Origin of the sequence: Natronobacterium haloterrestre (assembly GCF_900112205.1) — an archaeon.
Classification (GTDB): domain Archaea; phylum Halobacteriota; class Halobacteria; order Halobacteriales; family Natrialbaceae; genus Natronobacterium; species Natronobacterium haloterrestre.
Map to the genome: position 1 here is coordinate 114,343 of NZ_FOKW01000002.1, position 23,835 is coordinate 138,177.

26 protein-coding genes are annotated in these 23,835 nt (G+C 68.2%); 17 read left to right on the plus strand and 9 right to left on the minus strand.

Annotated elements, in window-relative coordinates:
• The first annotated feature begins 104 nt into the window (after positions 1–104).
• Complete coding sequence (locus BM113_RS04615; RefSeq protein WP_177209099.1) at positions 105–1,502, plus strand: hypothetical protein; 1,398 nt, start codon at positions 105–107, stop codon at positions 1,500–1,502.
• 59 nt (positions 1,503–1,561) lie between these two features.
• Positions 1,562–1,807 carry a hypothetical protein gene (locus BM113_RS04620; protein ID WP_089785786.1) on the plus strand — a complete coding sequence of 82 codons (246 nt, stop codon included), beginning with the start codon at positions 1,562–1,564 and terminating at the stop codon, positions 1,805–1,807.
• Between the two features lie 37 nt (positions 1,808–1,844).
• Here BM113_RS04620 and BM113_RS04625 read toward each other — a convergent pair whose 3' ends face one another.
• Positions 1,845–2,240: a DUF7344 domain-containing protein gene (locus BM113_RS04625; protein ID WP_089785788.1), complete on the minus strand. Its 396-nt coding sequence runs from the start codon at positions 2,238–2,240 to the stop codon at positions 1,845–1,847.
• A gap of 173 nt (positions 2,241–2,413) precedes the next feature.
• Between BM113_RS04625 and npdG the strand changes: the two genes are divergently transcribed.
• On the plus strand, positions 2,414–3,082 hold the full coding sequence (gene npdG / locus BM113_RS04630; protein ID WP_089785790.1) for an NADPH-dependent F420 reductase: 669 nt from the start codon (positions 2,414–2,416) through the stop codon (positions 3,080–3,082).
• 185 nt (positions 3,083–3,267) lie between these two features.
• On the opposite strand, the gene BM113_RS04635 is transcribed toward npdG, so the two are convergent.
• Positions 3,268–3,537: a thioredoxin family protein gene (locus BM113_RS04635; RefSeq protein WP_006673733.1), complete on the minus strand. Its 270-nt coding sequence runs from the start codon at positions 3,535–3,537 to the stop codon at positions 3,268–3,270.
• Positions 3,538–3,731: 194 nt separating this feature from the next.
• Here BM113_RS04635 and BM113_RS04640 point away from each other — a divergent pair, with 194 nt between their 5' ends.
• Together BM113_RS04640 and BM113_RS04645 are read left to right on the plus strand one after the other, a co-directional pair.
• Positions 3,732–4,376 carry a universal stress protein gene (locus tag BM113_RS04640; RefSeq protein WP_089785793.1) on the plus strand — a complete coding sequence of 215 codons (645 nt, stop codon included), beginning with the start codon at positions 3,732–3,734 and terminating at the stop codon, positions 4,374–4,376.
• A gap of 166 nt (positions 4,377–4,542) precedes the next feature.
• Entirely contained in the window at positions 4,543–5,898 is a 1,356-nt protein-coding gene (locus tag BM113_RS04645) for an aspartate aminotransferase family protein (protein WP_089785795.1), read from the plus strand.
• Between the two features lie 26 nt (positions 5,899–5,924).
• Here the strand turns inward: BM113_RS04645 and BM113_RS04650 are convergent, their stop codons facing one another.
• A complete protein-coding gene (locus BM113_RS04650; RefSeq protein ID WP_089785797.1) occupies positions 5,925–6,455 on the minus strand; it encodes an Lrp/AsnC family transcriptional regulator in 531 nt (176 codons plus the stop codon).
• Between the two features lie 126 nt (positions 6,456–6,581).
• On the opposite strand from BM113_RS04650, the gene BM113_RS04655 reads away from it, so the two are divergent.
• From BM113_RS04655 to BM113_RS04675, 5 genes are all read left to right on the plus strand, one after another.
• Entirely contained in the window at positions 6,582–6,743 is a 162-nt protein-coding gene (locus tag BM113_RS04655; protein ID WP_007140285.1) for a preprotein translocase subunit Sec61beta, read from the plus strand.
• A gap of 252 nt (positions 6,744–6,995) precedes the next feature.
• Positions 6,996–7,706, plus strand: coding sequence for a pyridoxal 5'-phosphate synthase glutaminase subunit PdxT (gene pdxT, locus BM113_RS04660; protein WP_089785799.1), 711 nt, complete (start codon positions 6,996–6,998; stop codon positions 7,704–7,706).
• A gap of 137 nt (positions 7,707–7,843) precedes the next feature.
• The gene (locus BM113_RS04665; RefSeq protein WP_089785801.1) at positions 7,844–8,311 is read left to right on the plus strand and encodes a bifunctional nuclease family protein; all 468 of its coding nucleotides are present in this window, start codon (positions 7,844–7,846) and stop codon (positions 8,309–8,311) included.
• Entirely contained in the window at positions 8,312–8,596 is a 285-nt protein-coding gene (gene hisE, locus BM113_RS04670; protein WP_089785803.1) for a phosphoribosyl-ATP diphosphatase, read from the plus strand.
• Positions 8,597–8,737: 141 nt separating this feature from the next.
• Positions 8,738–9,085, plus strand: a complete 348-nt coding sequence (locus tag BM113_RS04675; RefSeq protein WP_089786443.1) for a four-helix bundle copper-binding protein — start codon at positions 8,738–8,740, stop codon at positions 9,083–9,085.
• 76 nt (positions 9,086–9,161) lie between these two features.
• On the opposite strand, the gene BM113_RS04680 is transcribed toward BM113_RS04675, so the two are convergent.
• Entirely contained in the window at positions 9,162–10,034 is an 873-nt protein-coding gene (locus tag BM113_RS04680; RefSeq protein WP_089785804.1) for an arylamine N-acetyltransferase family protein, read from the minus strand.
• A gap of 82 nt (positions 10,035–10,116) precedes the next feature.
• Entirely contained in the window at positions 10,117–10,533 is a 417-nt protein-coding gene (locus BM113_RS04685) for a DUF5518 domain-containing protein (RefSeq protein WP_089785806.1), read from the minus strand.
• Positions 10,534–10,615: 82 nt separating this feature from the next.
• Between BM113_RS04685 and BM113_RS04690 the strand changes: the two genes are divergently transcribed.
• Positions 10,616–11,653: an NOG1 family protein gene (locus BM113_RS04690; RefSeq protein ID WP_089785808.1), complete on the plus strand. Its 1,038-nt coding sequence runs from the start codon at positions 10,616–10,618 to the stop codon at positions 11,651–11,653.
• A 19-nt stretch (positions 11,654–11,672) separates the two neighbouring features.
• Positions 11,673–12,140 carry a hypothetical protein gene (locus BM113_RS04695; RefSeq protein WP_089785810.1) on the plus strand — a complete coding sequence of 156 codons (468 nt, stop codon included), beginning with the start codon at positions 11,673–11,675 and terminating at the stop codon, positions 12,138–12,140.
• 14 nt (positions 12,141–12,154) lie between these two features.
• Here the strand turns inward: BM113_RS04695 and BM113_RS04700 are convergent, their stop codons facing one another.
• Complete coding sequence (locus tag BM113_RS04700) at positions 12,155–13,447, minus strand: TIGR00341 family protein (RefSeq protein WP_089785811.1); 1,293 nt, start codon at positions 13,445–13,447, stop codon at positions 12,155–12,157.
• A gap of 136 nt (positions 13,448–13,583) precedes the next feature.
• On the opposite strand from BM113_RS04700, the gene BM113_RS04705 reads away from it, so the two are divergent.
• Together BM113_RS04705 and engB are read left to right on the plus strand one after the other, a co-directional pair.
• Complete coding sequence (locus tag BM113_RS04705; protein ID WP_089785814.1) at positions 13,584–15,386, plus strand: histidine kinase N-terminal 7TM domain-containing protein; 1,803 nt, start codon at positions 13,584–13,586, stop codon at positions 15,384–15,386.
• 37 nt (positions 15,387–15,423) lie between these two features.
• Positions 15,424–16,041, plus strand: coding sequence for a GTP-binding protein EngB (gene engB, locus BM113_RS04710; RefSeq protein WP_089785816.1), 618 nt, complete (start codon positions 15,424–15,426; stop codon positions 16,039–16,041).
• A gap of 285 nt (positions 16,042–16,326) precedes the next feature.
• Here the strand turns inward: engB and BM113_RS04715 are convergent, their stop codons facing one another.
• The 3 genes from BM113_RS04715 to BM113_RS04725 form a co-directional block, all read right to left on the minus strand.
• A complete protein-coding gene (locus BM113_RS04715) occupies positions 16,327–16,839 on the minus strand; it encodes a GNAT family N-acetyltransferase (protein ID WP_089785817.1) in 513 nt (170 codons plus the stop codon).
• A gap of 10 nt (positions 16,840–16,849) precedes the next feature.
• Complete coding sequence (gene ddh / locus BM113_RS04720; protein ID WP_089785820.1) at positions 16,850–17,779, minus strand: D-2-hydroxyacid dehydrogenase; 930 nt, start codon at positions 17,777–17,779, stop codon at positions 16,850–16,852.
• Between the two features lie 149 nt (positions 17,780–17,928).
• The gene (locus BM113_RS04725; protein ID WP_089786445.1) at positions 17,929–19,344 is read right to left on the minus strand and encodes an eIF2B alpha/beta/delta subunit family protein; all 1,416 of its coding nucleotides are present in this window, start codon (positions 19,342–19,344) and stop codon (positions 17,929–17,931) included.
• Between the two features lie 61 nt (positions 19,345–19,405).
• Between BM113_RS04725 and BM113_RS04730 the strand changes: the two genes are divergently transcribed.
• The 3 genes from BM113_RS04730 (at position 19,406) to BM113_RS04740 (ending at position 23,785) form a co-directional block, all read left to right on the plus strand.
• Complete coding sequence (locus BM113_RS04730; protein ID WP_089785822.1) at positions 19,406–19,909, plus strand: metallophosphoesterase family protein; 504 nt, start codon at positions 19,406–19,408, stop codon at positions 19,907–19,909.
• Positions 19,910–20,084: 175 nt separating this feature from the next.
• Positions 20,085–22,142 (plus strand): hydantoinase/oxoprolinase family protein, encoded by a 2,058-nt coding sequence (locus tag BM113_RS04735; protein ID WP_089785824.1) that lies wholly within the window; start codon positions 20,085–20,087, stop codon positions 22,140–22,142.
• The gene (locus tag BM113_RS04740) at positions 22,139–23,785 is read left to right on the plus strand and encodes a hydantoinase B/oxoprolinase family protein (protein ID WP_089785826.1); all 1,647 of its coding nucleotides are present in this window, start codon (positions 22,139–22,141) and stop codon (positions 23,783–23,785) included. Before BM113_RS04735 ends, BM113_RS04740 begins: the two co-directional genes overlap by 4 nt.
• Positions 23,786–23,835 lie beyond the last annotated feature (50 nt).

Below are 23,835 nucleotides of genomic sequence, written 5' to 3' on the forward strand. Positions count from 1 at the left end.
GAACGGCACCGCCAGTCGCTCTCTCCGGCACTCACTCGAAACCGCTCGTTGGATCCCGAAACGGTAGGACCGGTTTTTGCGCGACTCGTCGCTAAGCCCTCATTATGAGCGGACCGAGTCGACGACGGGTGCTGTACGGTGCCTCGAGTGGTGCGGTCTGTATCGGGGTCGCCGGCGCGCTCGCGCGGAGGCGACGGCGGGAGCACGGTAGAGGCGGAGACGAAGACGACTCCGGTTCGGACGAGTTCGAACCGCTCGAGTCGACCGATCGAGGGTCCGGCGCCAGTCCGGACCTCGAGGTCTCGATCGCCGACACCTCGTCGCCGGTCGGTGCGGGCGACCGCCTGCGGGTCGTCGCCGAGATCACGAACCGGGGCGCGGCCGACGTCCGAACGCCGGTCGAGTTTCTCGTCGGCCACGACGCCGAACGCGTCGAACGGCGGGAGATGCCGGTCGCGGCCGGCGAGACGCGGACAGCCCGGTTCGACTTCTATACGTATCCGGTACCGACCGACGACGAGTTCCCGGTCGGCGTGGCGATCGAGGGCGACATCGCCGAGACCACCGTTGGCGTGATCGGCGCGTCGGAGCTTCCGACATCGCGCCCTGACCCGGAAATCTCGATCCGCGAGGCAACGGAGGTGCTCTTCGAGGCCGGGGCCCTCGAGCCCGACGAACGGCAGACGACCGTCTGGTGGGTCGACGGCGAGCGCGTCGGCAGTCCAGTCGGGGGCCCGTGGGAGGCGGCGTACTACGGGGAGTTGGACGCCCACTACCACCGGGAGACGTTCGAGGAGGATGGCACCCACGAGGTGGCCGCGGCCGTCGTTCCGGCAGACGACGAGGAGGAAACCTACGCCGCCCGGTGGACGGTCGAGGTCGCCGAGGACGGGCTTCCGTCCCCGGCGGTCGAGCCGCTGCGGCCGGACGGGGACACCGTCTCGGTCACGCGAGGCGAGTCCGTCGAGTTCGAACTCGAGGCGACCCGCGAGGACGGCGGGCTGGATCGCGTCGTCTGGTGGCTCACGCAGGCCGATACGATCCTCGGCGTCACCGACCTCGAGGGCGAGACCGACACCGCGCGGCTGACGACGGACTCGCTCTGTCACACCTGCCGGGTCCTCCCGTGGGTGATCTGTGAGGACGGCACCGTCGCCAGCCCGGAGTCGGCGTGGGTGATCGACGAGGTTCGCGAGCGATCGGCGGACGGGATGACGGTCTCGATCCGCGGGACTAACTCGCCGGTGCCGGCGGGCGACACCCTCGAGGTGATCGTCGACCTCGAGAACACGGGATCGACGTACCGCGAGGACGAACTCGAACTGATCGTGGGCCACGACCCCGAGCGCGTGGACACGCAACCGGTCTCGCTCGAGGGCGGCGCGACGGGTTCGGCGACGCTCGAGTTCGAGACCTACCCCGTCCGGCAGGACGAGCGGTTCCCCGTGCGGATCGTCGGCGCGGACGACGAGGACGAGGTGACCGTCGAAGTCGTGGCCTGACTGGTCGGGGATCGAGATAGTTCGGAACGCTAATACGACGGGCGGGCGACCGCTCGTTCATGTCGCCCTCCGGCCCCTTCTTCGACGACAGCGGCGCGCTCAACGTCGGTCGGCTAAACGCCGAACTGGTTCCGATCGCAAAACTCGTCGCCGTGTTCGGTGCGATCGCGGCCGTCCCGTTCCTGCTGGCGGTCGCGTCCGGTGCCCTCGTGTTCACGCTGCTCTCGCAGTTCGTCCTCGCCGTGGGGAGCGCCGTCGTCCTGATTCACGTCGTGGCACGGGGAATCGAACTCGCCGACGAGTAGCGTCTCTCGAGAAAGGTCGTCGGACGTGTCGTCCCTGTCACTGATCGGTCGTCCACTGCCCTTCCGGTAGGGCGGAAACCGTTTCCGGCCGGCCCTCCCGGTGATCGGCCACCCGTTCGAGGAACGGGCGCAGTTCGTCGAACCGGGGTCCTTTCGTGACGACGCGAGCAGCCCGATACCATTCGATGAAGCCGTAGTCGGCGAGGTTCGGGAGGTGAACGCAGTGCAGGCGAAGAAGCGCTTCGTCCACCCCCGGCAGATCTCGAGAGTCCGACAGGTGCTCCTCGAGAAGTGCCTCGTTCGCCTCGGCCACGTCCCGCGACGCGTCGGGCAACTCCGATACCGTCTGCAGATCGTGCCTCAGTAAGCCGAGTAACACCTCTCGCCGCTGTGGGTCCGCTAACGCGTCGAAAACGTCGTCTCTCCTGCTCATACTGTCCACCTCTCTCGGGCGACGTGCCCCAAACCATTAACTCACACACATTTTCACGGCGGTCGTGGTTTTGATTAAGTGAGTGACTGATCCGACGGCGCGGTTTGGCCGAGTCGCGGCGAGGTCGGCCGGACCCCCTCCCTTTTATTCTGGTGCCGTACACAGTGGCCCCTATGCGAATCGCACTACTCGGCGGCACTGGCGATATCGGCGAAGGGCTCGCGCTGCGTCTCGCTCGAGACACGGACCACGAGATCCTCGTCGGCTCCCGCGACCCCGAGAAGGCCCGGGAAGCGGTCGAAGAGTACGAGGGGACTCTCGCCGAGCACGGCGTCGACGCGGACCTGAAGGGGTTCGCAAACGAGATGGCAGCCGACCGGGCGGACGTGGTCGTGCTCTCGGTGCCGCCCTACCACGTCGGCGACACCGTCGACGCGGTCGCGGACAGGGTAGACGAGGACACGGTCCTGGTCACGCCCGCGGTCGGCATGCAGGGTGACGAGGACGGGATGCACTACCACCCGCCGGGCGCTGGCAGCGTGACGGAACTGGTCGCCCAGCGTGCCCCCGACGGGGTCCCGGTGGTCGGCGCGTTCCACAACCTCGCGGCCGGCAAACTGGCCGACCTCGAGATCGAGTTCGACCTCGATACGCTGCTGGTCGCCGACGACGCGGACGCGAAGAAACGCGTCCGGGACCTCACGAACGAGATCGAGGGGCTGCGCCCGCTCGACGCCGGCCCGCTCGCGAACGCGGCGGAGGTCGAGAGCGTCACGCCGCTTGTCATCAACATCGCTCGGTACAACGACGACCTGGAGGACGTGGGCGCGAAGTGGATCTGATCGCGGTCGCGATCCGGTACCCGGCCGCGTCGGATCCCCCCTGCGGTCGAGCCGTCGGCTCGAGTCGACGTCCATTCGAAAACGCTGGAGGAGGGAAACGACAGACCGGGAAACCCGGCATACCGAGCCAGCAAGCAGTCAGGACGGCGATACGGTCCGCGCCGAGAAACGGAACGAACGGGACCTTACGCGCCGGCTTCTTCGAGCGCGTCCTCGAGGTCCTCGCGCTGGGTGACGCCGACGAAGCGTTCGACGATACCGTCGTCGTTCTCGATGATCAGCGTCGGCAGGGAACGGACCTGATACTCGTTGGCCACGTCCTGCTGTTCGTCGACGTTTACCTTCTCGACTTCGAAGCGGCCCTCCCAGTCCTCCTCGAGTTCCTCGAGGATCGGGTCCTGGGTCTTGCAGGGGCCACACCAGTCCGCGTAGAAGTCCTTGAGCGTGACAGTCATGCGGTCATCGCTACGTAGCTACCCGCCGCGCATAAGGGTTTCCCAGTCGTGATCGTTTGCCGCTGCATCGGCACGGTTCTCGCGACGACCGCCAGCAGGGGCCGCCGTGATCGGCGGTCGCAACGGCCGGCGTTCGTTCCCACTCGCTGATCATTCGCCTCGGTTCTTTATACGTGTCCGTCGAATTTCACGGTATGTACCGACACATCCTGGTGCCGACCGACGGCAGCGATCCCGCCACGCGGGCGGTCGAACAGGGGATCGAACTGGCGGACCGGTTCGATGCCACGCTGCACGTCCTCTTTGCCGCCGACGTCGACGAGCGGACGCCCCTGGATCTCTCGGGGAGTCAGCCGGTCGAATCGGTACGCGAACACGGTCGACAACTGGTCGACGGCGTCGCCGAACGCACCCCGGACTCCGTCGACGTGACGACGAGCGTCGAGGACGGCGACCCGCGGGAGGTCATCCTCGAGTACATCGACGACAACGCGATCGACGTCGCCGTCATGGGGACCCACGGTCGCCGCGGCATCGATCGACTCCTGCTCGGCAGCGTGACCGAGCACGTGATGCGTAACGCGGACTGTTCCGTCCTCGTTACCCGGGCGGACGAAGACGAGGAACCCGTCGGCGACGCCATCACGGCGGTCGACGTCGCCCGTGAGGCCCTCGAGGACGCCGAGGGGATCGACGTCGCCGACCTCGACATCGAGGACGATCCCCACGAGATGGGTGGCTACTGGATCGTCCACGCGGAAAACGACGATCGGGCGTTCAACGTCCACATCTCCCGGGCGACCGGAACGACGCGTATCGCCGAACTGCGGGGAGAGTGACCGCAGCGGCGCTGACGCCTCCCCGCGTCGCCCTCCCGTTTTTCGAGACCCCGACGTTGGGGGGAGGGGGCTCGCCGGTTCCCCGTCGGTTTGGATCTGAGTCAACGATAGATCGGATGTTTGGTGACAGGACAAAATATATCTCTCACGATGGGAAGATTACAATATGACTGTAGGCCCAGCACTGGACGAACTCCACTTCGCGGACGCACCGTCGGTCGACGACGTCCCGGGTCCGAACTCGGAGCGACTCCTCGAGACACAACGCGAGATCGACAGTAACGCGGTCGCGTACCCCAGACGGATCCCGATCGCGCTCGAGGAGGCCCGCGGCGCGACCGTCCGCGACGCCGACGGGAACACGTTCCTCGACTTCTTCGCCGGGATCGGCGTGCTCAACGTCGGCCACTCCAACCCGTACGTCCTCGAGGCGGTCCAGGACCAACTCGAATCCTTCACCCACACGATCGACTTCCCGACGGAGCCGCGGCTGGAACTCATCGAGCGCCTGCGCGAAATCGCGCCCGGCGACCTGCAGGGGGCGAGCAACGTCGTCTTCGGCGGGCCAAGCGGCAGCGACGCGATCGAGGGCTCGATCAAACTCGCGAAACACAACACCGGCCGCCACGGCCTGCTCGCGTTCGAGGGGGCCTACCACGGGACGACCGCCGGCGCGCTCAGCCTCACCGCCGGCAAGAAGTACAAGGAGGGGTACGGGCCGCTCCTGCCGGACGCGATCCACGCACCCTATCCCTCCGCGAGCGGCGACGACGTCTCGGTATCGACGGCGCTCGAGGCGGTCAAACGGAAGTTCGAGGACCCCTACGGCGGCCACGAGACGCCCGCGGGGATCTGGGTCGAACCGATCCAGGGCGAGGGCGGCGTCGTCGTCCCGCCCGAGGGGTTCCTCGAGGGCCTTCGCGACATCGCCGACGACAACGACGCACTCCTGATCGTCGACGAGATCCAGACCGGCCTCGGCCGGACCGGGGAGTGGTTCGCCGCCGACCACTTCGACGTGACCCCCGACGCGATCACGATGGCCAAGGCGCTGGGCGGGACCGGGCTCCCGATCGGCGCGATGCTCTATCACGAGGACCACGACACCTGGGGGCCCGGTGGCCACGTCGGCACGTTCCGCGGGAACGTCCCGGCGATGGTCGGCGGGATCCGGGCCATCGAGTACATCGAGTCGCACGACCTGCTCGCGCACGCGACCGAAGTGGGCAGCTACCTGCGGGACCGGTTCCGCGAGGTCGCTGCCGAGACGCCCGCACTGACGGACGTCCGCGGCAAGGGACTGTTCGTCGGCCTCGAGTTCGTCACGGACGGCGAACCAGACAAGGAACTCGTGAAAGAAATCCAGCGGAACTGTTACGAGAACGGCGTACTCGTCTGGAGCGCCGGCAGACACGGCAACGTCCTGCGGCTGATCCCGCCGCTCGTTCTGACCGAAACACAGGCCCGGATCGGCGCGGACGTGATCTGTGACGCGATCGAGACGGCGGCCGGCGATCGGTAACGGGGCCCGACAGACGACGCGAGCGGTTAGTCCGACTCTTCGGTCTCGTCGCCGCGGATCCCCTGCCTGGCCAGCAGCACCTCCGGATCGTAGTCCTGGAGCATGCTGATCCCGACGTCTTCCTTGATCGTCGAGATGGCGAACTTCGAACTCGTGCGCCTGATCTCGTCGATCGACTCGTACTCCTCGACGAGTTTCTCGACCATGTCACGCGAGGTGAGCCGAGCGATGACGATGAAATCCGTATCGCCCATCGTGAAGTACACCTGGTTGACTCCCTCGATGTCGCCGAGCTTTCGGCCGACGGCCTCGTGGTATCCTTCGTCGTATTCGGCCCACACCTCCGAGATGACGGTGATCTCGAGGCCGAACTTCTCGCGGTCGATGTCGAACAGGTCGTTGGTGATGACGCCGGCTTCCTTCAGGTTCTGGATGCGGTAGTGGACGGTCGATTTCGGGATTCCGGTCACCTCGTGGATGGTCTCCGTATTGAACGACTCTTCTTCGGCGATGGCGAACATGATCCGAACGTCGCGCTCGTCGAGTGACTCGCCCATTGGGGTTTCATTGGGCGGAGGGACACTTGATTGTACCTGGCGGGGAGACGTAACCGAGAGTCGAACCGTTCGATCGACCCGAACGCGGGTCGAAAGATTTAGTTCCGGTGGTGCGTAGGAACGCGTATGGACAGAGGACAGAACACCGGCGGACTGATGTCCAGTGCCGGGCTCATCCGGTACTTCGACTCGGAGGACTCGAACGCGATTCTCATTAATCCGAAGACGGTCATCGCGACCGGCGTCATGCTGGGCGTCGTCGTCCAGTTGCTGACGTTCGTCTCCTGATCGAGGACTGGCTGCCGGTTTCTCCCTTCGGCCTCCGACCTCAGACCCCCCTCGAGCGGTCGGGCCGTCGTTCCCTACGTGTGCTTTCCCGTCGAGTTCCCCTCTCGAAGCCCTGGAGTCGCCCGTCGTGTCGCCGATACATTCTGGAGACGGTGAGCGAACCGGACACCGCGGACGCGGCCGTTTTCGGACGCCGACAGTCCGCCGATCGCATGCGCGTCATTTTTGAACGCACTCTCCCTACGGGCCTGCATGACACTCGAGGCAGGCGTCGTCGCCGTCCAGGGCGACGTCGAGGAGCACGCCGCCGCCATCGAACGCGCTGCGCGATCCCGGGGCCGAGAGGTGACCGTCCACGAGATCCGCGAGTCCGGTATCGTCCCGGACTGTGACCTGCTGGCCATGCCGGGCGGCGAGTCGACGACCATCTCGCGGCTGCTCCGCGAGGAGGGGATCGCACCCGAAATCCGGGACCACGTCGAGGCCGGTAAACCCCTGCTCGCGACCTGTGCGGGGCTGATCGTCGCCTCGAGCGATGCCCGCGACGACCGGGTCGACGAACTCGGCCTGCTCGACGTCAGCGTCGAACGCAACGCCTTCGGACGACAGAAAGACAGCTTCGAGGCTCCGCTCGAGGTGACGGGTCTCGTGGGGGAAAACGGCGACGGCGACGGAGACGGAGACGGGGACGAGGACGAGTCCCCGTTCCCCGCGGTGTTCATTCGCGCGCCGGCGATCGACGACGTCACCGGCGACGTCGACGTGCTCGCGACCTGGGAGGACCGCCCAGTCGCCGTCAAACAGGGACCGGTCGTCGGTACGGCGTTCCACCCGGAACTGACCCCCGACAGTCGGATCCACGGACTCGCGTTCTTCGAGAACGAGGCGGCGTCGGTTCCGGAGGGGGGCACGCTCGAGTCCGAGGCCGAATCAGAAGCCCAGACCGGGGCGGGCGTCCGGTAGGTTGCGGTCCGTTCGCACGGGACCGCGCCGGTCCCCAGTCCCAGTTTCTCGACTCTCCGTTCGGCCTCCGGCCGTCGCCCTCGTGCATGCATTCGCGACCGAACACGTTTTTCTCCCTTGCACCCGTCGGTAGCGATATGCAGGCAACCATCGACGCGGTCCGCGTCGCGGGGACACCGCAGGGTCCAGTTCCGGTGGTGGTTCTCGCAGTCGACGGCGAAGAGGACGTCGTTCCCATCTTCATCGGGTTCGAGGAGGCGACCAGCATCGCTCGCGGCCTCGAGGCCGACGACATCGGTCGCCCGCTGACCCACGACCTGTTGCTCGACGTGATGGAGGAACTCGGGAGCCGGATCGACCGCGTCGTCGTCAGCGAGATCCAGGAACGCGACGACGGGCAGGGCGGCACCTACATCGCCGACCTCCACCTCGAGACGCCCCGCGGGGGGGCGGTGGTCGACGCCCGACCGAGCGATTCGCTGGCGCTTGCCGCCCGGACGAACGCCGACATCGAGGTGACCGAGGAGGTATACGAGAACGGCCGAGACGACAGGAGCAAGTTCGAGGAACTCCAAGACATCCGCGACGTCTCCGGTGAGATGTAGATGGAGGATACGCTCGAAGACCTGTTCGCCGTGATCGAGGATCGCAAGGAAACGCTCCCCGAGGACTCCTACACCGCCTCGCTTTTCACCCACGAGAAAGGCGAGAACGCGGTCCTGGAGAAACTCGGCGAGGAGTCGACCGAACTCGTCCTCGCGGCCAAGGACGACGACCACGAGGAGATCGCCTACGAGGCCGCCGACATCGTCTATCACCTGCTCGTCCTGCTCTCGATGAAGGACATGGACCTCGAGGACCTCGAGGCCGAACTCGAGGCGCGCCGGTAGTCGGTGTTCGCGGTCCGGTTCGAGTCCGGCGGTGTTTTCGCCGCGCCGGTCGGGACGGCCCGCGAACGAACAGCGAGCCCGGAGCCCTGCTTGCAACCGCCCGTCACGGATTCATTGTACCGAACGACGTCGTTGACCTCGATGGCGCTCCAAGAACTCGAACACGCGGACGACCAGATGCAGGAGTGTATCGACAACTGCCTCGAGGCCGCCCAGGTCTGTGAGTGGTGTGCCGACGCCTGTGCGGACGAGGGCGAAGGAATGGCCCGGTGTATCCGGCTCTGCCGGGACGTAGCCGACATCGCTTCGCTGCACGCACGATTCATGGCCCGTAACTCGGGCTATCACGGGCAACTGGGCGAACTCTGTGCCGACCTCTGTGAGGAGTGTGCCGAGGAGTGCGAACAGCACGACCACGATCACTGTCAGGCCTGCGCCGAAATCCTGCCGACGTGTGCCGAGAGCTGTCGGGAGATGGCGTCGGCCTGATTCCGGGCCGTCGCGCCGTTCGAGCGCGACGAGCGAACTCGCTACTCGGACACAGTTCCCTCGACTCCGGTTCGGATCAAACCGACGCTCCGCCGGGGCGGAGATCGAACCCCCGCGCCAGCGTCGCGTACCACTCGTCCTCGGTAACGGACCGTTTGCGCTCCTCTCCGTCGACCGTCTCGAGGAGGGTGTCGCCGGTGAGCTTCAAGTGGCCGTCGGCGGTGGCGATCGAGACGATCGGATCGCCCGTGAACGGCGATTCCGGCGCCCGCTGGAGGTAGTCGTTGGTCGCCGCGAAGTAGTCCAGGTCACGCGGTTCGTCGCTGAAGACGTACCGGGTGGCCCACTCGTCCGCGCCCGGCGGGCGGTACTCCGTCCGGTAGGGTTCGCCCGGCCGGTCGCAGTCGGCGACGCGCCACGCGACCCCGGCCCCGTCGGTCCGGGCGGTGCCGTCGAAGGGGGTCGGGCGGCGCATCGCCGGGGTCCCCATCCCCACGTCGACGACGTAGCGACGGTCCGGGTCCAGATGGACCACGTTCGCGTGGTGGTTCGCGGGCGGCGAGGGCTCGCCGTCGGTGACGACCCGTCCGGCGACGCGGTCGACCTCGAATCCCACTTCCGAGAGCAGCCAGTGAAACAGCCCGTTGAGCTCGAAACAGTAGCCGCCGCGGTTCGACGCGACGATCTTCTCGTAGAGCGCCGAGACCGAGAGGTCGATCGGCCGTTCGGGCCACCGACCGCGCGGATCCCCGACGATGTCCAGGTTCTCGAAGGGGACCGACCGCACGTGGGCGCGCTGGAGTCGCTCTAGCGACTCGAGGTCCTGCGTTTCGATTGCGTCCGGTTTGAGCCCGATGCGGTCGAGATACGCCTCGACGGCGGGCCGAGGGTCACCCTCTCCAGGGGGATCGCTTCCGACTCGAGTCCGCGGTGGCAGATCCGGCGACATTCCGTGCTAGTCGAGAACGGCCGGGATAGTCACTTTTTCCGGGAGCCAATTTTTGTATCCTGCGTCACAGGACTGCTCGCGACTACCGGTACGGTTCCCGTCCGCGACCGGTCCGGTCCGGGCCGGGACGCGGGTTGAGCACGCCGCCGAGGGCGCCGGCGACGGCGCTCTCGAGTGCCATCACGAACGCGAGCAGGACTGCTGCGGCGAAGATGCCCAGTCCGGCGATGCCGGTGACCATGCCGCCGACGGGGCCGGCGGCCCAGCCGGCGACGGCGACCAACAGCGCGATCAGCAGTCCGGCGAGGATTCCGCCGAACGCCCCCGCGAGCAGCCCGTGCCAGAGACCGCGCAGGAGGCCACCGCCCGCGATGTAGCCGGCGACGAAGCCGCCGACCAGGCCGGCCGCCAGCTGGCCGATCCCGGGGAGCGTGAGTCCGACGAGTCCGAGCACGGCCCCGACGAGGAAGCCGATGAGTACCGCTCGCCAGTCAGTCATGCCGGACGGTACGTGCGCCGCGCTGATAAGGGCTCGGCGGATAACGAACGACCTTTTAAGACCGCACGTTCTAGTTCACGCTATGATTTTCGAAGACCTTCCGACGACGCCCACGTCGGAAGAGTTGATCGACAAGGCGTTTTCGCGGGCGGCGCGGGCCGGCAAGGCCAAAGGCGGCCTCGAGGCCCAGCAGTCGATGCTCCAGACCGCGGCGAACATCATCTCGGACAACCTCGAGAACGTCGTCACGGCGTGGCCGGACTTCGAGTACGACGCCCACCCGTTCTACTACGAACTCGCGGACGCGATCGTCGACGTCTCCGAGCCACGCTCGGAGGGTACGGCAGACGCGCAAGCGTCTGGCGGAGTCGACGAGCTCCGCCAGAGCCTCTCGGAGGTGATGTGGGCCAGCCGGAAGGCCCGCGAGATCCACCAGGAGTACCAGCCCCGCCTGCGGAAGACGGACGTCGACACCGCCCGGAAACACCGCAAACAGGCCTTCGCCCGCCTCGCGGACATCGTCGAACAGGTCGACGACGACCTCCTGCGGATCAACGAGGCGCGCAACGACCTCCGGGATCTGCCCGATATCGATCCCGAGGAGCCGACGATCGTCGTCGCGGGCTACCCCAACGTCGGGAAGTCGTCGTTCGTCAACGACGTCACGAACGCCCGCGGGGAGACCGCGTCTTACCCCTTCACGACGAAGGGGATCGGCGTCGGCCACGTCGAGCAGGATCACATCCGCTACCAGCTCGTCGACACCCCGGGGCTGCTCGACCGCCCGCCGGAGGAGCGCAACGAGATCGAATCTCAGGCCGTCAGCGCGATCGAACACCTCGCGAACTGCATGCTCGTGATGGTCGATCCCAGCGGCGAGTGTGGCTACCCGGTCGAGTCCCAGCTCGAGCTTCGGGACTCGATCGTCGACCAGTTCGAGTCGGTGCCGGTGCTGACGGTCGCGAACAAGAGCGACCGCGAGGAGGTCTGGAACGCCGACCTCGAGGAGATGGACGCCGACTACACGATGAGCATCGAGACCGGCGAGAACGTCGAGGCGGTCCTCGAGGCGGCCATCGAAGCCGTCGACTACGAGCCGGAACTGCCGTTCGAGGAGTGAACTCGACCGTCGCAAACGAATGAAGGGACCCGGAATCCTCTGGATGCTCCAGACCGCGGCCGGCCTCTCGATGGCCGGGCCGATGTTCGTCATCGGGCTCTCGCACCTGTATTCGGGCCAGTACCTCTCTGGAACGGGGTTTCTCCTCCTGGGAGCTATCGCCGTGTATCTCCCGACGTACTTCGTCAACAAGATCGGTGGGCCACGGGCGTGGGTCAGGCGACGGATCGGACGGAAATCGGGAGACGGAAACGGGAGTGATGACGACGATGCCGACGACGAGGCCGGCGACGAGGCCGGCGACGGTGAGAGTGACGGGTACGAACCCGAGCAAAATTCCGACGAAACCGCCCCTTCCGCCGAGGATGCAAGCACCAGTACCAGTACCAGCACCAGCACCAGCGCCGGCATCGACCGCGATCCCGAAACGGGGTCGGCGAGCGCCGACGGGTCGAGTCTGCTCGAGCGCGTTCGGCGTCGACGGTGACCGAGCGGCTCTTCCTATCCCTCGATCACGTTCACGTACCTGACTTCCACGTCGATCGGTTCGTCGGTGTGGCGGCCGATCCGGTCGCGCAACGTCTCCGCCAGCACGGGCGGCGTTTCCGACGGCGGCCCGCCGATCGTGACGATCACCCGCTGTGGACTCCGGAACGGGTAGTCGTCGTCCATCACGACCTCGAACTCGAGGAGGCGGTACTGTTCGAACTCCTCCTCCGAGAGGACGAGTTCGACCTCTTCGCGGGCGTTTTCCTCGAACGTCGTGCTGACGTAGGAGGTGTAGGTGATCGCACCGAGAAAGAGCGCGAAGACGAACACGATCGCCGCGAGCCCGATGACGCGGCGGCGAACCCGCTGTTCGGTCTCGCCGAGGGAAAAGAGGTCGTCGGGTCGATACCCGACGTACCACAGCGTCACGAGGCCGGCGAGGTTCACAGACAGGACGTTGACCGAGACGAGCACCGTCGAGCCGATCGCTGCGGAGGGTTGGCCCCACGCGATGGCGATCCCGGCGGCAGCGGCGGGCGGGATCAACGCGGCGGCGATCATGACTCCGACCAGGGCGACGGACGTCCCGGTTGCGATGCTGATGATCCCTGCGATGCCGGCCCCGAGCGCGATGGCCAGCGAGAGCAGGTCCGGCGCGAGTCGTTCGGAGATTTCCCCCACGCTGGCGATGTCCAGCCCCGGGGGAACGATGTTCGTCGTCTTGACCAGCCACGCGAACGCAGCCGCGGCCGCGATCGCGAGCACCACGCCGACGATCTGGTAGAGCACGCTCTCGGTGAATAGTTCCTCGTCGTCGATCACGGAGCCGACGCTCGCGCCGAGTGCGGGCCCGATCAGCGGCGCGATCACCATCGAGCCGACGACGACCGCCGGCGAGTCGAGCAGGAGACCGGCGGTCGCGACGACGGCGCTGATGATCGTCATGATCGTGTAGACGCCGAACGTCGGCGTCAGCTCGTCGGCTTCGGCCTGTAGCTCCTGGCGGGAGATGCGGTCCGACTCGACGTCGCCGTCCTCGTACTCCTCGCGGAGCGCGCTGAACTGGCGGGAGACGACGGTCTCCGCGTCGACGACGACCGTGTACGCGTCCTCGTCGATCCCCACGCTTTCGAGTTCGTCGAGGACGGGTTCGACCGCGGCGGACGGCAACGGGAAGTAGACGACCGCCGTGTACTCCCGTTTGCTGTCCTCGTCGGTCACCACGTAGTCGATCCCGCGATCGTCGAGGGCCCCGAGGACCGTCTCCCGCTTCCCCGTCGGCACCGTCAACTGTACGAGTCGCACGTCGATGGGTGAGACACTCGGGGATCATAATTCAGGGCGCTTGCGTCGCTCGGTATCGGCTCGAGGCAGCGTCGATCGCAAGCGGCGGTGCGGGCCACAAGGGTTATCGGACCGTTGTTCGTGGATCCGTTAGGATTTGTTCGGGTACGTTGGTACTGCGATCGTCCTCGGATCGTTCGCCGCCGGGATCGCCTCCGCGTCGTTAGTCGCGTATCTCGACCGCCACCGCGGCAGCGCCGGCGCAACCTGGTTCATGTACACGCTCGCGTTTCAGTCGCTGTCGTGTTTCGGGTACGGGATCGGCCTCCTCGTCTTCGATCCCGTCTGGCGGAGCTACGCCGAGGCCGTCGCCTGGCTCGGAATGACCTGGATGGGGCCGTTCTTCCTGGCCTTCGCACTCGAGTACACCGGGCGAAGCGGCGTCCTCGACCGGAAGGGGTTTCGTCTGCTGTTCGTCTTCCCCGCCGGGACGACGGCCCTCGCGTTCACGTATCCGTACCACGACCTGCTGTGGCGGGAGTTGCGGATCGATCCGGTCTTCGGGCTGTCGACGGTGACCTACGGGATCCAGCCGTGGGGGTACGCGGCGATGTTCGTCAGTCTCGTCGCCGCGGGCGTCGGGGTCTTGCTGCTGGTCGAGACGATCCTGGCCTACGGTCCGCTCTACCGGCGGGAAGCGATCGCGGTGGCACTCAGCACCGTCCCGCCGTCGGTTACGTTACTCGCCTGGCTGGGCGGCGTCGGGTACTGGCCGGCGCTGAACCTCGCTCCGGCCTCGCTGTTGGTTCACGCGGCCCTCGACGGCTACGCGTTCGTCGGGACCGATATGTTCGAGTCGAACCCGACGACCCGGCGGGCCGCGGAGCGGGCCGCGATCGACGACCTGCCGAACCCCGTCCTGATCCTCGATCCCAACGACCGCCTGGTCGCGTTCAACGATGCGGCGGCGGAACTGATCGATTCCGACGCCTCGAGCGTCGTCGGTACCGAACTGACGGACCACTTTGCCATCCCGCTCGACGACGCCCCGTCGGACCGGCAGGTCCGGACGGCACGAACGACAGGGGCCGATCGAACCCGTCGGTTTTCGATCTCTGTTTCGCCTCTTACGGATCCTGCGGGAACCGTCGTCGGGGAGACGATCGTCCTCCAGGATATCACCGAGCGACTGGAGCAGGAACAGCAACTGAGCGTGCTCAACCGGATCCTCCGGCACAACCTCCGAAACGAGATGACGGTCATCATGGGTGCCGCGGACGTCCTCGGGGCATCGGTCGACGACCCGGAACTCGAGCGGTGGGTCGCCGACGTCCGGAAAAGCGGCCAGGCGCTGGTCGACATCGGCGAGCGCGCCCGCGAGTTCGACGTCCTGCGCGACCGGGACCCGTCGTTCGAGTCGGTCGACGTCGCCCCGTTCCTCGAGTCGGTCGCGGACGCCGCGCGGGAGGAGCAGCCGGGGGCGCGCATCGACCTCGAGGCGGCCGACGGAACCGTTTCGACCGATCCGATGATCCTGCGGATCGTCCTCGCGAACCTCGTCGCCAACGCCGTCCAGCACACCGATAGCGAGCCGCCGACGGGGCGGATCCGTGGTCGAGGAACGGGCGAGGGGACTGGGACCGAGACCGGGACTGGGACCGAGACCGGGACAGAGGCCACGGACGAAGCACGGCCCGGCGAGGCCTACACGATCGAGATCGAAGACGACGGTCCCGGGATCCCGCCCGCGGAACTCGAGGCGATCGATCCCGACGGGGAGGACCCCCTCGAGCACGGGAGCGGGCTCGGCCTGTGGATCGTTACGTGGGGAGTCGATCGGATCGGCGGGACCATCGAGTTCGATTCCACCGACGAGGGAACGACGGTCTCGGTTCGGGTTCCCACCGACGGCGGGACGGGCGGGGCCGACTCGAGCCGTCTTCCAGCGCCGAACCGCTGACGGAGAGTATAAAGTCACGACCGCGCTACGGTGTGGTATGTTCGATACGCGTCCCGACCGCGAGGCCGAAGTCGCCCTCGTCGGTCGCTCGAACGTGGGCAAGTCCACGCTCATGCGCGAGTTGACCGGCCACGACTTCGACACCGGCGGCAACCCCGGCGTCACCCGCGAACCCAACCACTACGACTGGGCGCCGGAGGACTTCGTCATCACCGACCTCCCCGGCTTCGGCTTCATGAGCGGCGTCCACGAGGAACGCCGCGAGCAGATCAAGACGAACATCGTCCACTACCTCGAGGAGTACGCCGAGAACATCCTCGTCGCGATCCTGGTCGTCGACGGCAAGAGCGTCATCGACATCATCGATCGCCACTCCGGCCCGGACGAGGTCCCCTACGACGTGGAGATGTTTCACTTCCTGCGGGATCTGGGCATCCCGACGGTCGTCGCGGTCAACAAGATGGACAAGGTCGACGACAGGGACGAGCGGCTGAACGAACTCTGCGATCGGCTCGGTCTCTACCCGCCGTGGAAACAGTGGCAGGAGATCATCGCGCCGATCACCGCGAAGAAGGGGCGGATCGAGCCGCTGAACGAGGCCGTCCGGGAACACCTGCACGAACAGCAGCGGGACGACCTGTTCAAGTTCTTCTGAACCAACCTTTTGCGCTGCGTTCGTTTCGCGCCGGTGGCAGCGATGCTGCCACACGGCGCGTCGTCACTCGGCAGAAGGTTGATCAAAAGCACCCCCCTCCGTGCTCCTTCCAGTCGCTCACATCGGTCGTCGGCCCGCGCTCTTCGACTCACGACCTCCGGCCGTTCGTCGCTCCGTGGCGCGTAGCGCCGCGTTCGGTCGCTCGCAGTCGCTACGGTGGGTGCCTGCCCTCCCCCGGGGCGCACGACTCGAGGATGTCGAGAGTCGTGCGCCCGGCGGACGGCACTACTCGCCGCCCTCGAGCCGTTTGCGCATCCGCAGACACTCGAGGGGGACCCCCTGGTTCATCTCGAGGGAGACCGTCTCGACGCCCTCGTACCCCTGCCGTTCGTAGAACCCGATCGCGTTTCGCGACGCGGTGAGGACGAGCGCCTCGAGGCCGGCGTCCCGGGCCGTCCCCTCGAGCGTGTCCATTATCGCGTCGCCGACGCCCTCCCGGGCGTGGTCGGGGTGGACGTAGACGGCGCTGATCTCGCCGACGGATCCGTCGCGCCCGTTGGGCGCGAGATCGAGGAGCCCGAAGCCGACGACCTCGTCGCCGCGTTCGGCGACGACGACGCGGAACCCGGGATCGCCGATCGGGTACCGCTCGGGGTGGACGTTCGAGATCCACGCCTGCACCTGGCGCTCGTCGTAGGCGCTACTCCCGAGTTCGTGGGCCGCCGTGGCGTGGACGGCCGCGATAGCGGGTGCGTCGTCGGTTGCGTCGCGGACGTCGAACGGGTCGGTCGCGGTCATTCGCCGTCTCTCATACGACGCGGTTGTGGAACGGATCGCCCTCCGCGAGCCGATCGACGTTCTCCCGGACGAGGTCGCCGACGTCCCGGAAGTAGTCCTCGGTGAACGCCGCGCAGTGTGGCGAAACGATCACCTCGTCCATGCCCCACAGCGGCGACTCCTCGGGCAACGGCTCGGTCTCGAACACGTCCAGGGCAGCGCCCGCGATGGCTCCCGACTCGAGGGCGTCGATTAGCGCCCCCTCGTCGACGACGGGGCCGCGGCCGACGTTGACGAAGTAGGCGTCCTCGCCCATCGTCTCGAAGACCTCGCGGTCGACGAGGTGCCGGGTCGACTCGGTCAGCGGCAGCGTGACGATCACGAAGTCGGCATCCGCGACCGCCTCGAACAGGTCGTCGTTCGCGTAGACCTCCTCGAAGCCGGGGACGGGGTCTGCCGACCGGCGGACGCCGACCGTCCGGATGCCGAGCGAGCCCAGCACGTCGGCGACGCCCCGCCCGAGGGTGCCCGTGCCCAGCACGCAGGCCGTCGATCCCGGCAGCGTGAACGCCTCGTCCCACGCGGGCTGGTCCCACCGCCGCTCCCCCTGGTTGGCGACGTGGTCGTGGAGGCGACGCGAAAACGCGAGCAGGTAGCTCGCGACCGTCTCCCCGACCGTTCGGTCGTGGATCCCCGTGCTGTTGGTGAGGACGACCCCCGCGTCCTCGAGGGCGTCGAACGGGAACCGGTCGACGCCGGCCTGGATCGAGTGGATCCAGTCGACCTCGAGGAACTCGTCGCGATGCTCGAGGGTGACGACGGCATCGCAGGCCTCGACGTCCGCGTCTCCGACGACCTCGACGGCGACGGACGTATCGTCGAGGTAGTCGACCAGCTTTTCGGGTGGAAACACGTCGGCGACGGATTCGTGGACGCCGATTCGATCGCACTCGAGGTGCATGGCTCGGGATACGACCGACTCGGGGTTCAAACTTTGTCCGAACAGGAGTACGCCTCGTTCGCGACACGGTGCAAACGGCGGCTCGGGGAAAAACCCTCGTCACAAGGGGCTCGGAGGGGGTAACCTCTCGTCACGGCCGCCGCCGGTCACTACTCCGTCGAGGGGTTTCCGTCTGTCGTTTCCGCCCCCGTCGACTGTGCCTCGAGGTCGCGCAACTCCGCGGCCACGTCCGTGATCGCGTCGGGTTCGAGACGGCCGCGTTCGGTTGCCACCGCGTCGACGCAGTCGGCCGGCGTGACGTCGAACGTCGGGTTCAGCACGTCGAGCGAGGCGTCGCCGTCGTACACGGCGTCCCGGGGCCCGGACTCGAGGTTGATCTCCTCGCGGGTCGAGACCTTGTCCGTCGCGGCGACGACGGTGACCGGGACCCCCTCGCGGGCCGCGGCGATGGCGACCGCTCGCGTACCGGTCTTGTTCACGACCGCGCCGTCGGGGCGGACGGTGTCGGCCCCGACGAGGACCCGATCCACGTCCTCGCTCGCGAGGACGTGAGCCGCGGCCGCGTCCGTGTGGACCGCCACGGGACACTCGAGCGCGTCGTCGGCCAGTTCCTCGGCCACGTCGACCCCCTCACGTGCGGGCCGGGATTCGGCGACGAAGACGCGGTCGGGATCGGCCCGGCACAGCGCCTCGCGGACGGTGCCGGACCGCGAGAGCGTCAGGACGGTCCCCTCGACGAGTTCGCTCGCGGTCGCCGCTGCCTCGTCGTCGGCCGCGAGCGCGCGGTCGATCCCCTCGAGCGCGGCCTCGAGGACGGCGGGCGCGGCCGCGTCGTCCGTCTCGATCTCGTCGCGTTCGTGGCTTGCCGCCGCCAGCGCGCGGTTCACCCGGTTCCGGAGGACCGCCATCGAGGGGCGAGCCTCGAGCAACCGGTCGGCGAGTTCCCGCAGTTCCTCGCGTTCGCCCTCCGGGTCCGTACCGAACGCCTCGCGCTCGGCGACGAGCAGCCCCGCACGGTCCCGCAACACCTCGAGCGCGCGGATCGAGAGCGCGGCCGCGCCGTGCTCGTCGTCGGCCGCGATCGACCGCACCGTCGGGGCGACCCGCTCGTAGGCGGTCCACAGTTCCGGCACCGTCTCGAGGGCCTCGCCGACGCCCTCGAGGGTCGCGGTCGGCGAGTGCCAGGCGTACTCGTCGTGTTCCTCGCTGAGTTCGATCCCGGGGTCGTCACTCTCGACGTCGAACAGGTACGGGTGGACGACCCACTCGCGCTCGAGGTCCTCGTCGACGAACTCCACCGGCCGCCCGGAGCGGACGAACGAGACGTCGTCGTCCTCGAGGCCGGTCTCCTCGCGGATCTCGACTCGAACCTGTTCGTCGGGGTTGCCCTCCGCGAACCCGGAGACGCCGCCCCACGCGCCGGTGTAGGTACCGACGGCGTCGCTGCGGCGCAACAGGAGGACTCGTCCGCGGTGCCGGAGGAAGGCGGTGACGACGTGGCTCGCGGTTCCAGCGTCGGCCGCGTCCGCGTCCGTCCCCTCGCCCGACTCGCTCGTGTCAGTCATATCCGGGCGAACGACCCGGCGGAGGGAATCGCTTTCGGGAGTGGCTCGCGTACCGCCGTCCATGCGACGCGTCGCCATCTGCAGCGACACGCACGTCCCGTCCCGCGCGAACGAAGTGCCCGACTGGGTCGCGGCGGAGCTTCGGCGGGCCGACCACGCGATCCACGCGGGCGATTTCGACTCGAGACGCACCTACGACCGGATCGAGGAACTGGCCGACGGCGACCTGACCTGCGCCCGCGGGAACATGGATCCCGCGACGCTCGAGGCTCCGGCGGCCGCAACCCGGGTCGTCGAGGGCGTCACGTTCGTCGTCACCCACGGCACGGGGTCGCCGGACGGCTGGCGCGATCGCGTCGTCGAAACGGCGCGGTCGAAGACCGATCCCGAGGTCGACCCGGTGGTCGTCGCGGGACACACCCACGAGGTCGTCGATACGACTGTCGACGGGATCCGGGTGCTCAACCCCGGGAGCGCGACGGAGGCCGCGCCGGCCGACCGCGAGACGATGTACGTCGCGACGGTCGCGGACGGCGAGTGTACGGTCGAACTGCTGACCGGGTAGTCCCGCGGGGCTCGAGACGCCACACCCGACACTCCTCGGGTCGTGACCATCTTAACAGCCTTTTTCCCGTCGGGCGCGTCGAATGCGTGTAAATGCGTACCGTACGACGACACTCGCCCGGACGCCGACCCGCGAACCCCGAACGCTGGCGCGTCCGCCCCGGAGGGACGATCCGATGACGCACTCGAGGGAGACGGACGACCGCACCCGCGCGGCCCCCGCGAGCGGCCCCCGCGTCGGCGTCGACGTCGGCGGCACCTTCACCGACGTCGCGCTCTCGGTCGACGATCGGCTCGTCACCGCGAAGGTGCCGACTACCGACGAGCAACACGTCGGCGTCCTCGAGGGCCTCCGCAAGGCCTGCGACCGCGCGGGGATCGACCCCGGGGAGATCGAGGACTTCGCCCACGCGATGACCGTCTCGGTCAACGCGCTGCTCGAGCGCGGCGGCGCGCGGACCGCGCTCGTCACCACGGGGGGGTTCCGGGACGTCCTCGAGATCGGCCGCCAGGACCGGCCGGATCTGTACGACCTCGAGGCCGAGAAACCCGAGCCGCTGGTCTCCCGCGAACTCCGCTTCGAGATCGACGAGCGAACGACCGTCGACGGGGTCGAGCGGGGAGTCGATCCCGACGAAGTCCGCGAGTTGGCGGCGACGATCGAAGAGCGCGACGTCGAGGCGGTCGCCGTCTGTCTGTTGCACGCCTACGCCGACGCCGAGAACGAACGCCGGGTCGCGGAGACGCTGCGGGCGGAACTCGGGGACGACGTCCCGGTCTCGGCCTCTCACGAGGTACTCGCGGAGTTTCGCGAGTTCGAACGGACGTCGACGACGGCCGTCGACGCCTACGTGCGGCCGGCGATCGACCGCTACGTCGGCCGACTGGTCGACGAGGCCGAGGACGCCGGCATTCCGGCTCCGCGAATCATGCAGGCCAACGGCGGCATCGCCGACCCCGAGACCGTCCGCGAGCACGCCGTGACGACGGTGCTCTCCGGGCCGGCGGCGGGCGTGGTCGGCGCGGCCGCGACCGTCTCGGACGACGACGTCTCGGGTCTCGTCACCTTCGACATGGGCGGCACCTCGAGCGACGTCAGCCTCGTCCGCGACGGCCGGGCCGAGCGGACGACCGACGCCGAAATCGCCGGCGTGCCGATCCGGACGCCGATGGTCGACGTCAACACCGTCGGCGCGGGCGGCGGCTCGATCGCCTGGGTCGATTCCGGCGGCGCGCTCCGGGTCGGCCCACGGTCGGCGGGCGCGGAGCCCGGTCCCGCCTGTTACGGCAAGGGCGGGGCGGAGCCGACCGTCACCGACGCGAACGTCGTGCTGGGCTACATCGGCCCCGAGACCGCACTCGGCGGCGAGATGACCCTCGACGTCGAGGCGGCCCACGAGGCGCTCGCCCGACTTGCCGACGAAGCGGACCTCGAGAGCGCACTCGAGGCGGCCCAGGGCGTCTACCGGGTGGCGAACGCGACGATGACCCGAACGATCCGCGCGGTGACCGTCGAGCGGGGCCACGACCCCCGCGAGTTCGCGCTGGTCGCGTTCGGCGGCGCGGGGCCGATGCACGCCGCGGCGCTCGCCGACGCCCTCGAGGTCGACCGCGTCGTCGTCCCGCGGCCGTCGGGGGTACTTTCGGCGTTCGGGCTGCTGGCGGCCGACGAGAGCTACGACGCGGTGCGAACGGTCGGCGTCGACCTCGAGGAGGCCGAACCGGCAGCACTCGAGGAGGTCTACGACGACCTCGTCGACGACGTGCTCGGGGACGCGTCCGATCCCGACGCGGCGGGGGTCGAACGCGCCGCGGACTGTCGGTACGCGGGACAGAGCTTCGAACTGACCGTCCCCGTCGACGACACCTTCGACGCCGACGGCGTGGCCGAGCGGTTCCACTCGTCCCACGAGCGGGCCTACGGCTACGCGATGGACGAGGCGATCGAGGTCGTCAACCTCCGTGCGACGGCGACCGTCCCCGGCGCGGAGCCGACCGTCCGCCACGACGGCGAGGGCGACGCGCTCGTCGACACGCGTGAGGCGTACTTCCCCGGCACCGGGCCGCGAGAGACCACCGTCTACGAACGCGATCGGCTCGCGCCCGGCGTGACGATCTCCGGGCCGGCGATCCTCGAGCAGGCCGAGAGCACGACCGTCGTCCCGCCGACGTGGGCGGGCGAGATAACCCAGGACGGAACCCTCGTGATGACTCGAGAGGGGGTGGACCAATGACCGACACCACGATCGATCCGGTAACGCTAGAAGTGCTTCGCAACCAACTCGAGAGCGTCGCCGAGGAGATGGGCCAGACGCTGATCCGCGGGGCCTACTCGCCGAACATCAAGGAACGGCGGGACTGCTCGACGGCGCTGTTCGACGCCAACGGGCGGATGATCGCACAGGCCGAACACATCCCGGTCCACCTGGGGGCGATGCCGGCAGCGGTCGACGCCGTCCGCGACCTTGATCCCCGACCGGGCGACGTGTTCGTGCTCAACGATCCCTTTACCGGCGGGACGCACCTGCCCGACGTGACGATGGTGTCGGTGCTCGCCACGGCCGACGACGACGGCAGCGCGGACGGCGGCGGGAACGAGGGCGAGATCGTCGGCTACGCCGTCTCTCGAGCCCACCACGCCGACGTCGGCGGGATGACCCCCGGCAGCATGCCCGCCGGTGCACGGGAGATCTACCAGGAGGGGTTGCGCCTCCCGCCGACGCGACTCGTCGAGGGCGGCGACCTCCGGGAGGACGTCCACTCGCTCGTGCTCGCGAACGTCCGCAACCCCCGCGAGCGCCGTGCGGACCTGCGAGCACAGCTCGCGGCCAACGAGCGTGCGGCGGACCGCCTCGAGTCGCTTTTCGCCGAACACGGCCGCGAAACGGTGCTCGAGGGGTTCGACGCCGTGATCGACTACTCTCACGAACGGATCGTCGACGAGATCGCGGCCCTGCCCGACGGCACCTACGAGGCGACCGACGTCCTCGAGGGGGACGGCGTCACGGACGACGACCTCGAGATCGCAGTGACGGTGACGATCGACGGCGCGGAGATCGACGTCGATTTCTCGGGCACCGACGGCCAGCTCGCGGGCAACCTCAACGCCCCGCTCGCCGTCGCAAAGAGCGCGGTCTACTTCGTCGTGCGCTGTGTGACCGATCCCGGGATTCCGCCGAACCACGGCTGCTACGAGCCCGTGACCGTTCGTGCGCCCGAGGGAACGCTGCTCGATCCCGAGCCGCCCGCGGCCGTCGTCGGCGGCAACGTCGAGACCAGCCAGCGGGTGACCGACGTCGTCTTCGCGGCGCTGGCGAAGGCCGCGCCGGACCGCGTGCCGGCCCAGGGTCAGGGCACGATGAACAACCTGACTATCGGCGCGCGGGACGGCTCTTTCACCTACTACGAGACGATCGGCGGCGGCTTCGGCGCACGGCCGGATCGGGACGGCATGGACGGCGTCCAGGTCGGGATGACCAACACGCTGAACACGCCCGTCGAGTCGCTCGAGACCGAGTACCCGCTACGGGTCGAGCGCTACGCCCTGCGGCCCGACAGCGGCGGCGAAGGTCGGTACCGCGGCGGCCTCGGACTCGAGCGCGCGGTGACGGTCGAGACGGACGCGACGGTCTCGCTGCTCACCGAACGGCGCCGCCACGCGCCGAAGGGCGTCGCCGGCGGCGAGGACGGCGCGACCGGCGAGAACCTGCTGGACGACGACCCCGTTTCGGCGAAGACGACCGTCGACGTGCCGGCGGGGACGACCGTGACGGTCCGGACCCCCGGAGGTGGCGGACACGGCGACCCCGACGAGCGCGACGACGCGGCCCTCGAGGCCGACCGGCGCGCCGGGAAACGGACCGACGGCGACTCGTAACGCCCCCGACGCCGACGGCGACGCCATTCTCCGGTGACGGTGCGTTTTTG

What these genes read in the sequence shown, in the direction of transcription:
- BM113_RS04650 (WP_089785797.1), bottom strand. Translation starts at nt 6,455, where the DNA reads ATGGGCGAGTCACTCGACGAGCGCGACGTTCGGATCATGTTCGCCATC.
- npdG (WP_089785790.1), top strand. Translation starts at nt 2,414, where the DNA reads ATGCGAATCGCACTACTCGGCGGCACTGGCGATATCGGCGAAGGGCTC.
- BM113_RS04685 (WP_089785806.1), bottom strand. Translation starts at nt 10,533, where the DNA reads ATGACTGACTGGCGAGCGGTACTCATCGGCTTCCTCGTCGGGGCCGTG.
- BM113_RS04675 (WP_089786443.1), top strand. Translation starts at nt 8,738, where the DNA reads ATGGCGCTCCAAGAACTCGAACACGCGGACGACCAGATGCAGGAGTGT.
- pdxT (WP_089785799.1), top strand. Translation starts at nt 6,996, where the DNA reads ATGACACTCGAGGCAGGCGTCGTCGCCGTCCAGGGCGACGTCGAGGAG.
- BM113_RS04615 (WP_177209099.1), top strand. Translation starts at nt 105, where the DNA reads ATGAGCGGACCGAGTCGACGACGGGTGCTGTACGGTGCCTCGAGTGGT.
- hisE (WP_089785803.1), top strand. Translation starts at nt 8,312, where the DNA reads ATGGAGGATACGCTCGAAGACCTGTTCGCCGTGATCGAGGATCGCAAG.
- BM113_RS04665 (WP_089785801.1), top strand. Translation starts at nt 7,844, where the DNA reads ATGCAGGCAACCATCGACGCGGTCCGCGTCGCGGGGACACCGCAGGGT.
- BM113_RS04740 (WP_089785826.1), top strand. Translation starts at nt 22,139, where the DNA reads ATGACCGACACCACGATCGATCCGGTAACGCTAGAAGTGCTTCGCAAC.
- BM113_RS04655 (WP_007140285.1), top strand. Translation starts at nt 6,582, where the DNA reads ATGGACAGAGGACAGAACACCGGCGGACTGATGTCCAGTGCCGGGCTC.
- BM113_RS04625 (WP_089785788.1), bottom strand. Translation starts at nt 2,240, where the DNA reads ATGAGCAGGAGAGACGACGTTTTCGACGCGTTAGCGGACCCACAGCGG.
- BM113_RS04680 (WP_089785804.1), bottom strand. Translation starts at nt 10,034, where the DNA reads ATGTCGCCGGATCTGCCACCGCGGACTCGAGTCGGAAGCGATCCCCCT.
- BM113_RS04695 (WP_089785810.1), top strand. Translation starts at nt 11,673, where the DNA reads ATGAAGGGACCCGGAATCCTCTGGATGCTCCAGACCGCGGCCGGCCTC.
- BM113_RS04690 (WP_089785808.1), top strand. Translation starts at nt 10,616, where the DNA reads ATGATTTTCGAAGACCTTCCGACGACGCCCACGTCGGAAGAGTTGATC.
- BM113_RS04645 (WP_089785795.1), top strand. Translation starts at nt 4,543, where the DNA reads ATGACTGTAGGCCCAGCACTGGACGAACTCCACTTCGCGGACGCACCG.
- BM113_RS04735 (WP_089785824.1), top strand. Translation starts at nt 20,085, where the DNA reads ATGACGCACTCGAGGGAGACGGACGACCGCACCCGCGCGGCCCCCGCG.
- BM113_RS04730 (WP_089785822.1), top strand. Translation starts at nt 19,406, where the DNA reads ATGCGACGCGTCGCCATCTGCAGCGACACGCACGTCCCGTCCCGCGCG.
- BM113_RS04640 (WP_089785793.1), top strand. Translation starts at nt 3,732, where the DNA reads ATGTACCGACACATCCTGGTGCCGACCGACGGCAGCGATCCCGCCACG.
- BM113_RS04715 (WP_089785817.1), bottom strand. Translation starts at nt 16,839, where the DNA reads ATGACCGCGACCGACCCGTTCGACGTCCGCGACGCAACCGACGACGCA.
- BM113_RS04725 (WP_089786445.1), bottom strand. Translation starts at nt 19,344, where the DNA reads ATGACTGACACGAGCGAGTCGGGCGAGGGGACGGACGCGGACGCGGCC.
- ddh (WP_089785820.1), bottom strand. Translation starts at nt 17,779, where the DNA reads ATGCACCTCGAGTGCGATCGAATCGGCGTCCACGAATCCGTCGCCGAC.
- BM113_RS04620 (WP_089785786.1), top strand. Translation starts at nt 1,562, where the DNA reads ATGTCGCCCTCCGGCCCCTTCTTCGACGACAGCGGCGCGCTCAACGTC.
- BM113_RS04635 (WP_006673733.1), bottom strand. Translation starts at nt 3,537, where the DNA reads ATGACTGTCACGCTCAAGGACTTCTACGCGGACTGGTGTGGCCCCTGC.
- engB (WP_089785816.1), top strand. Translation starts at nt 15,424, where the DNA reads ATGTTCGATACGCGTCCCGACCGCGAGGCCGAAGTCGCCCTCGTCGGT.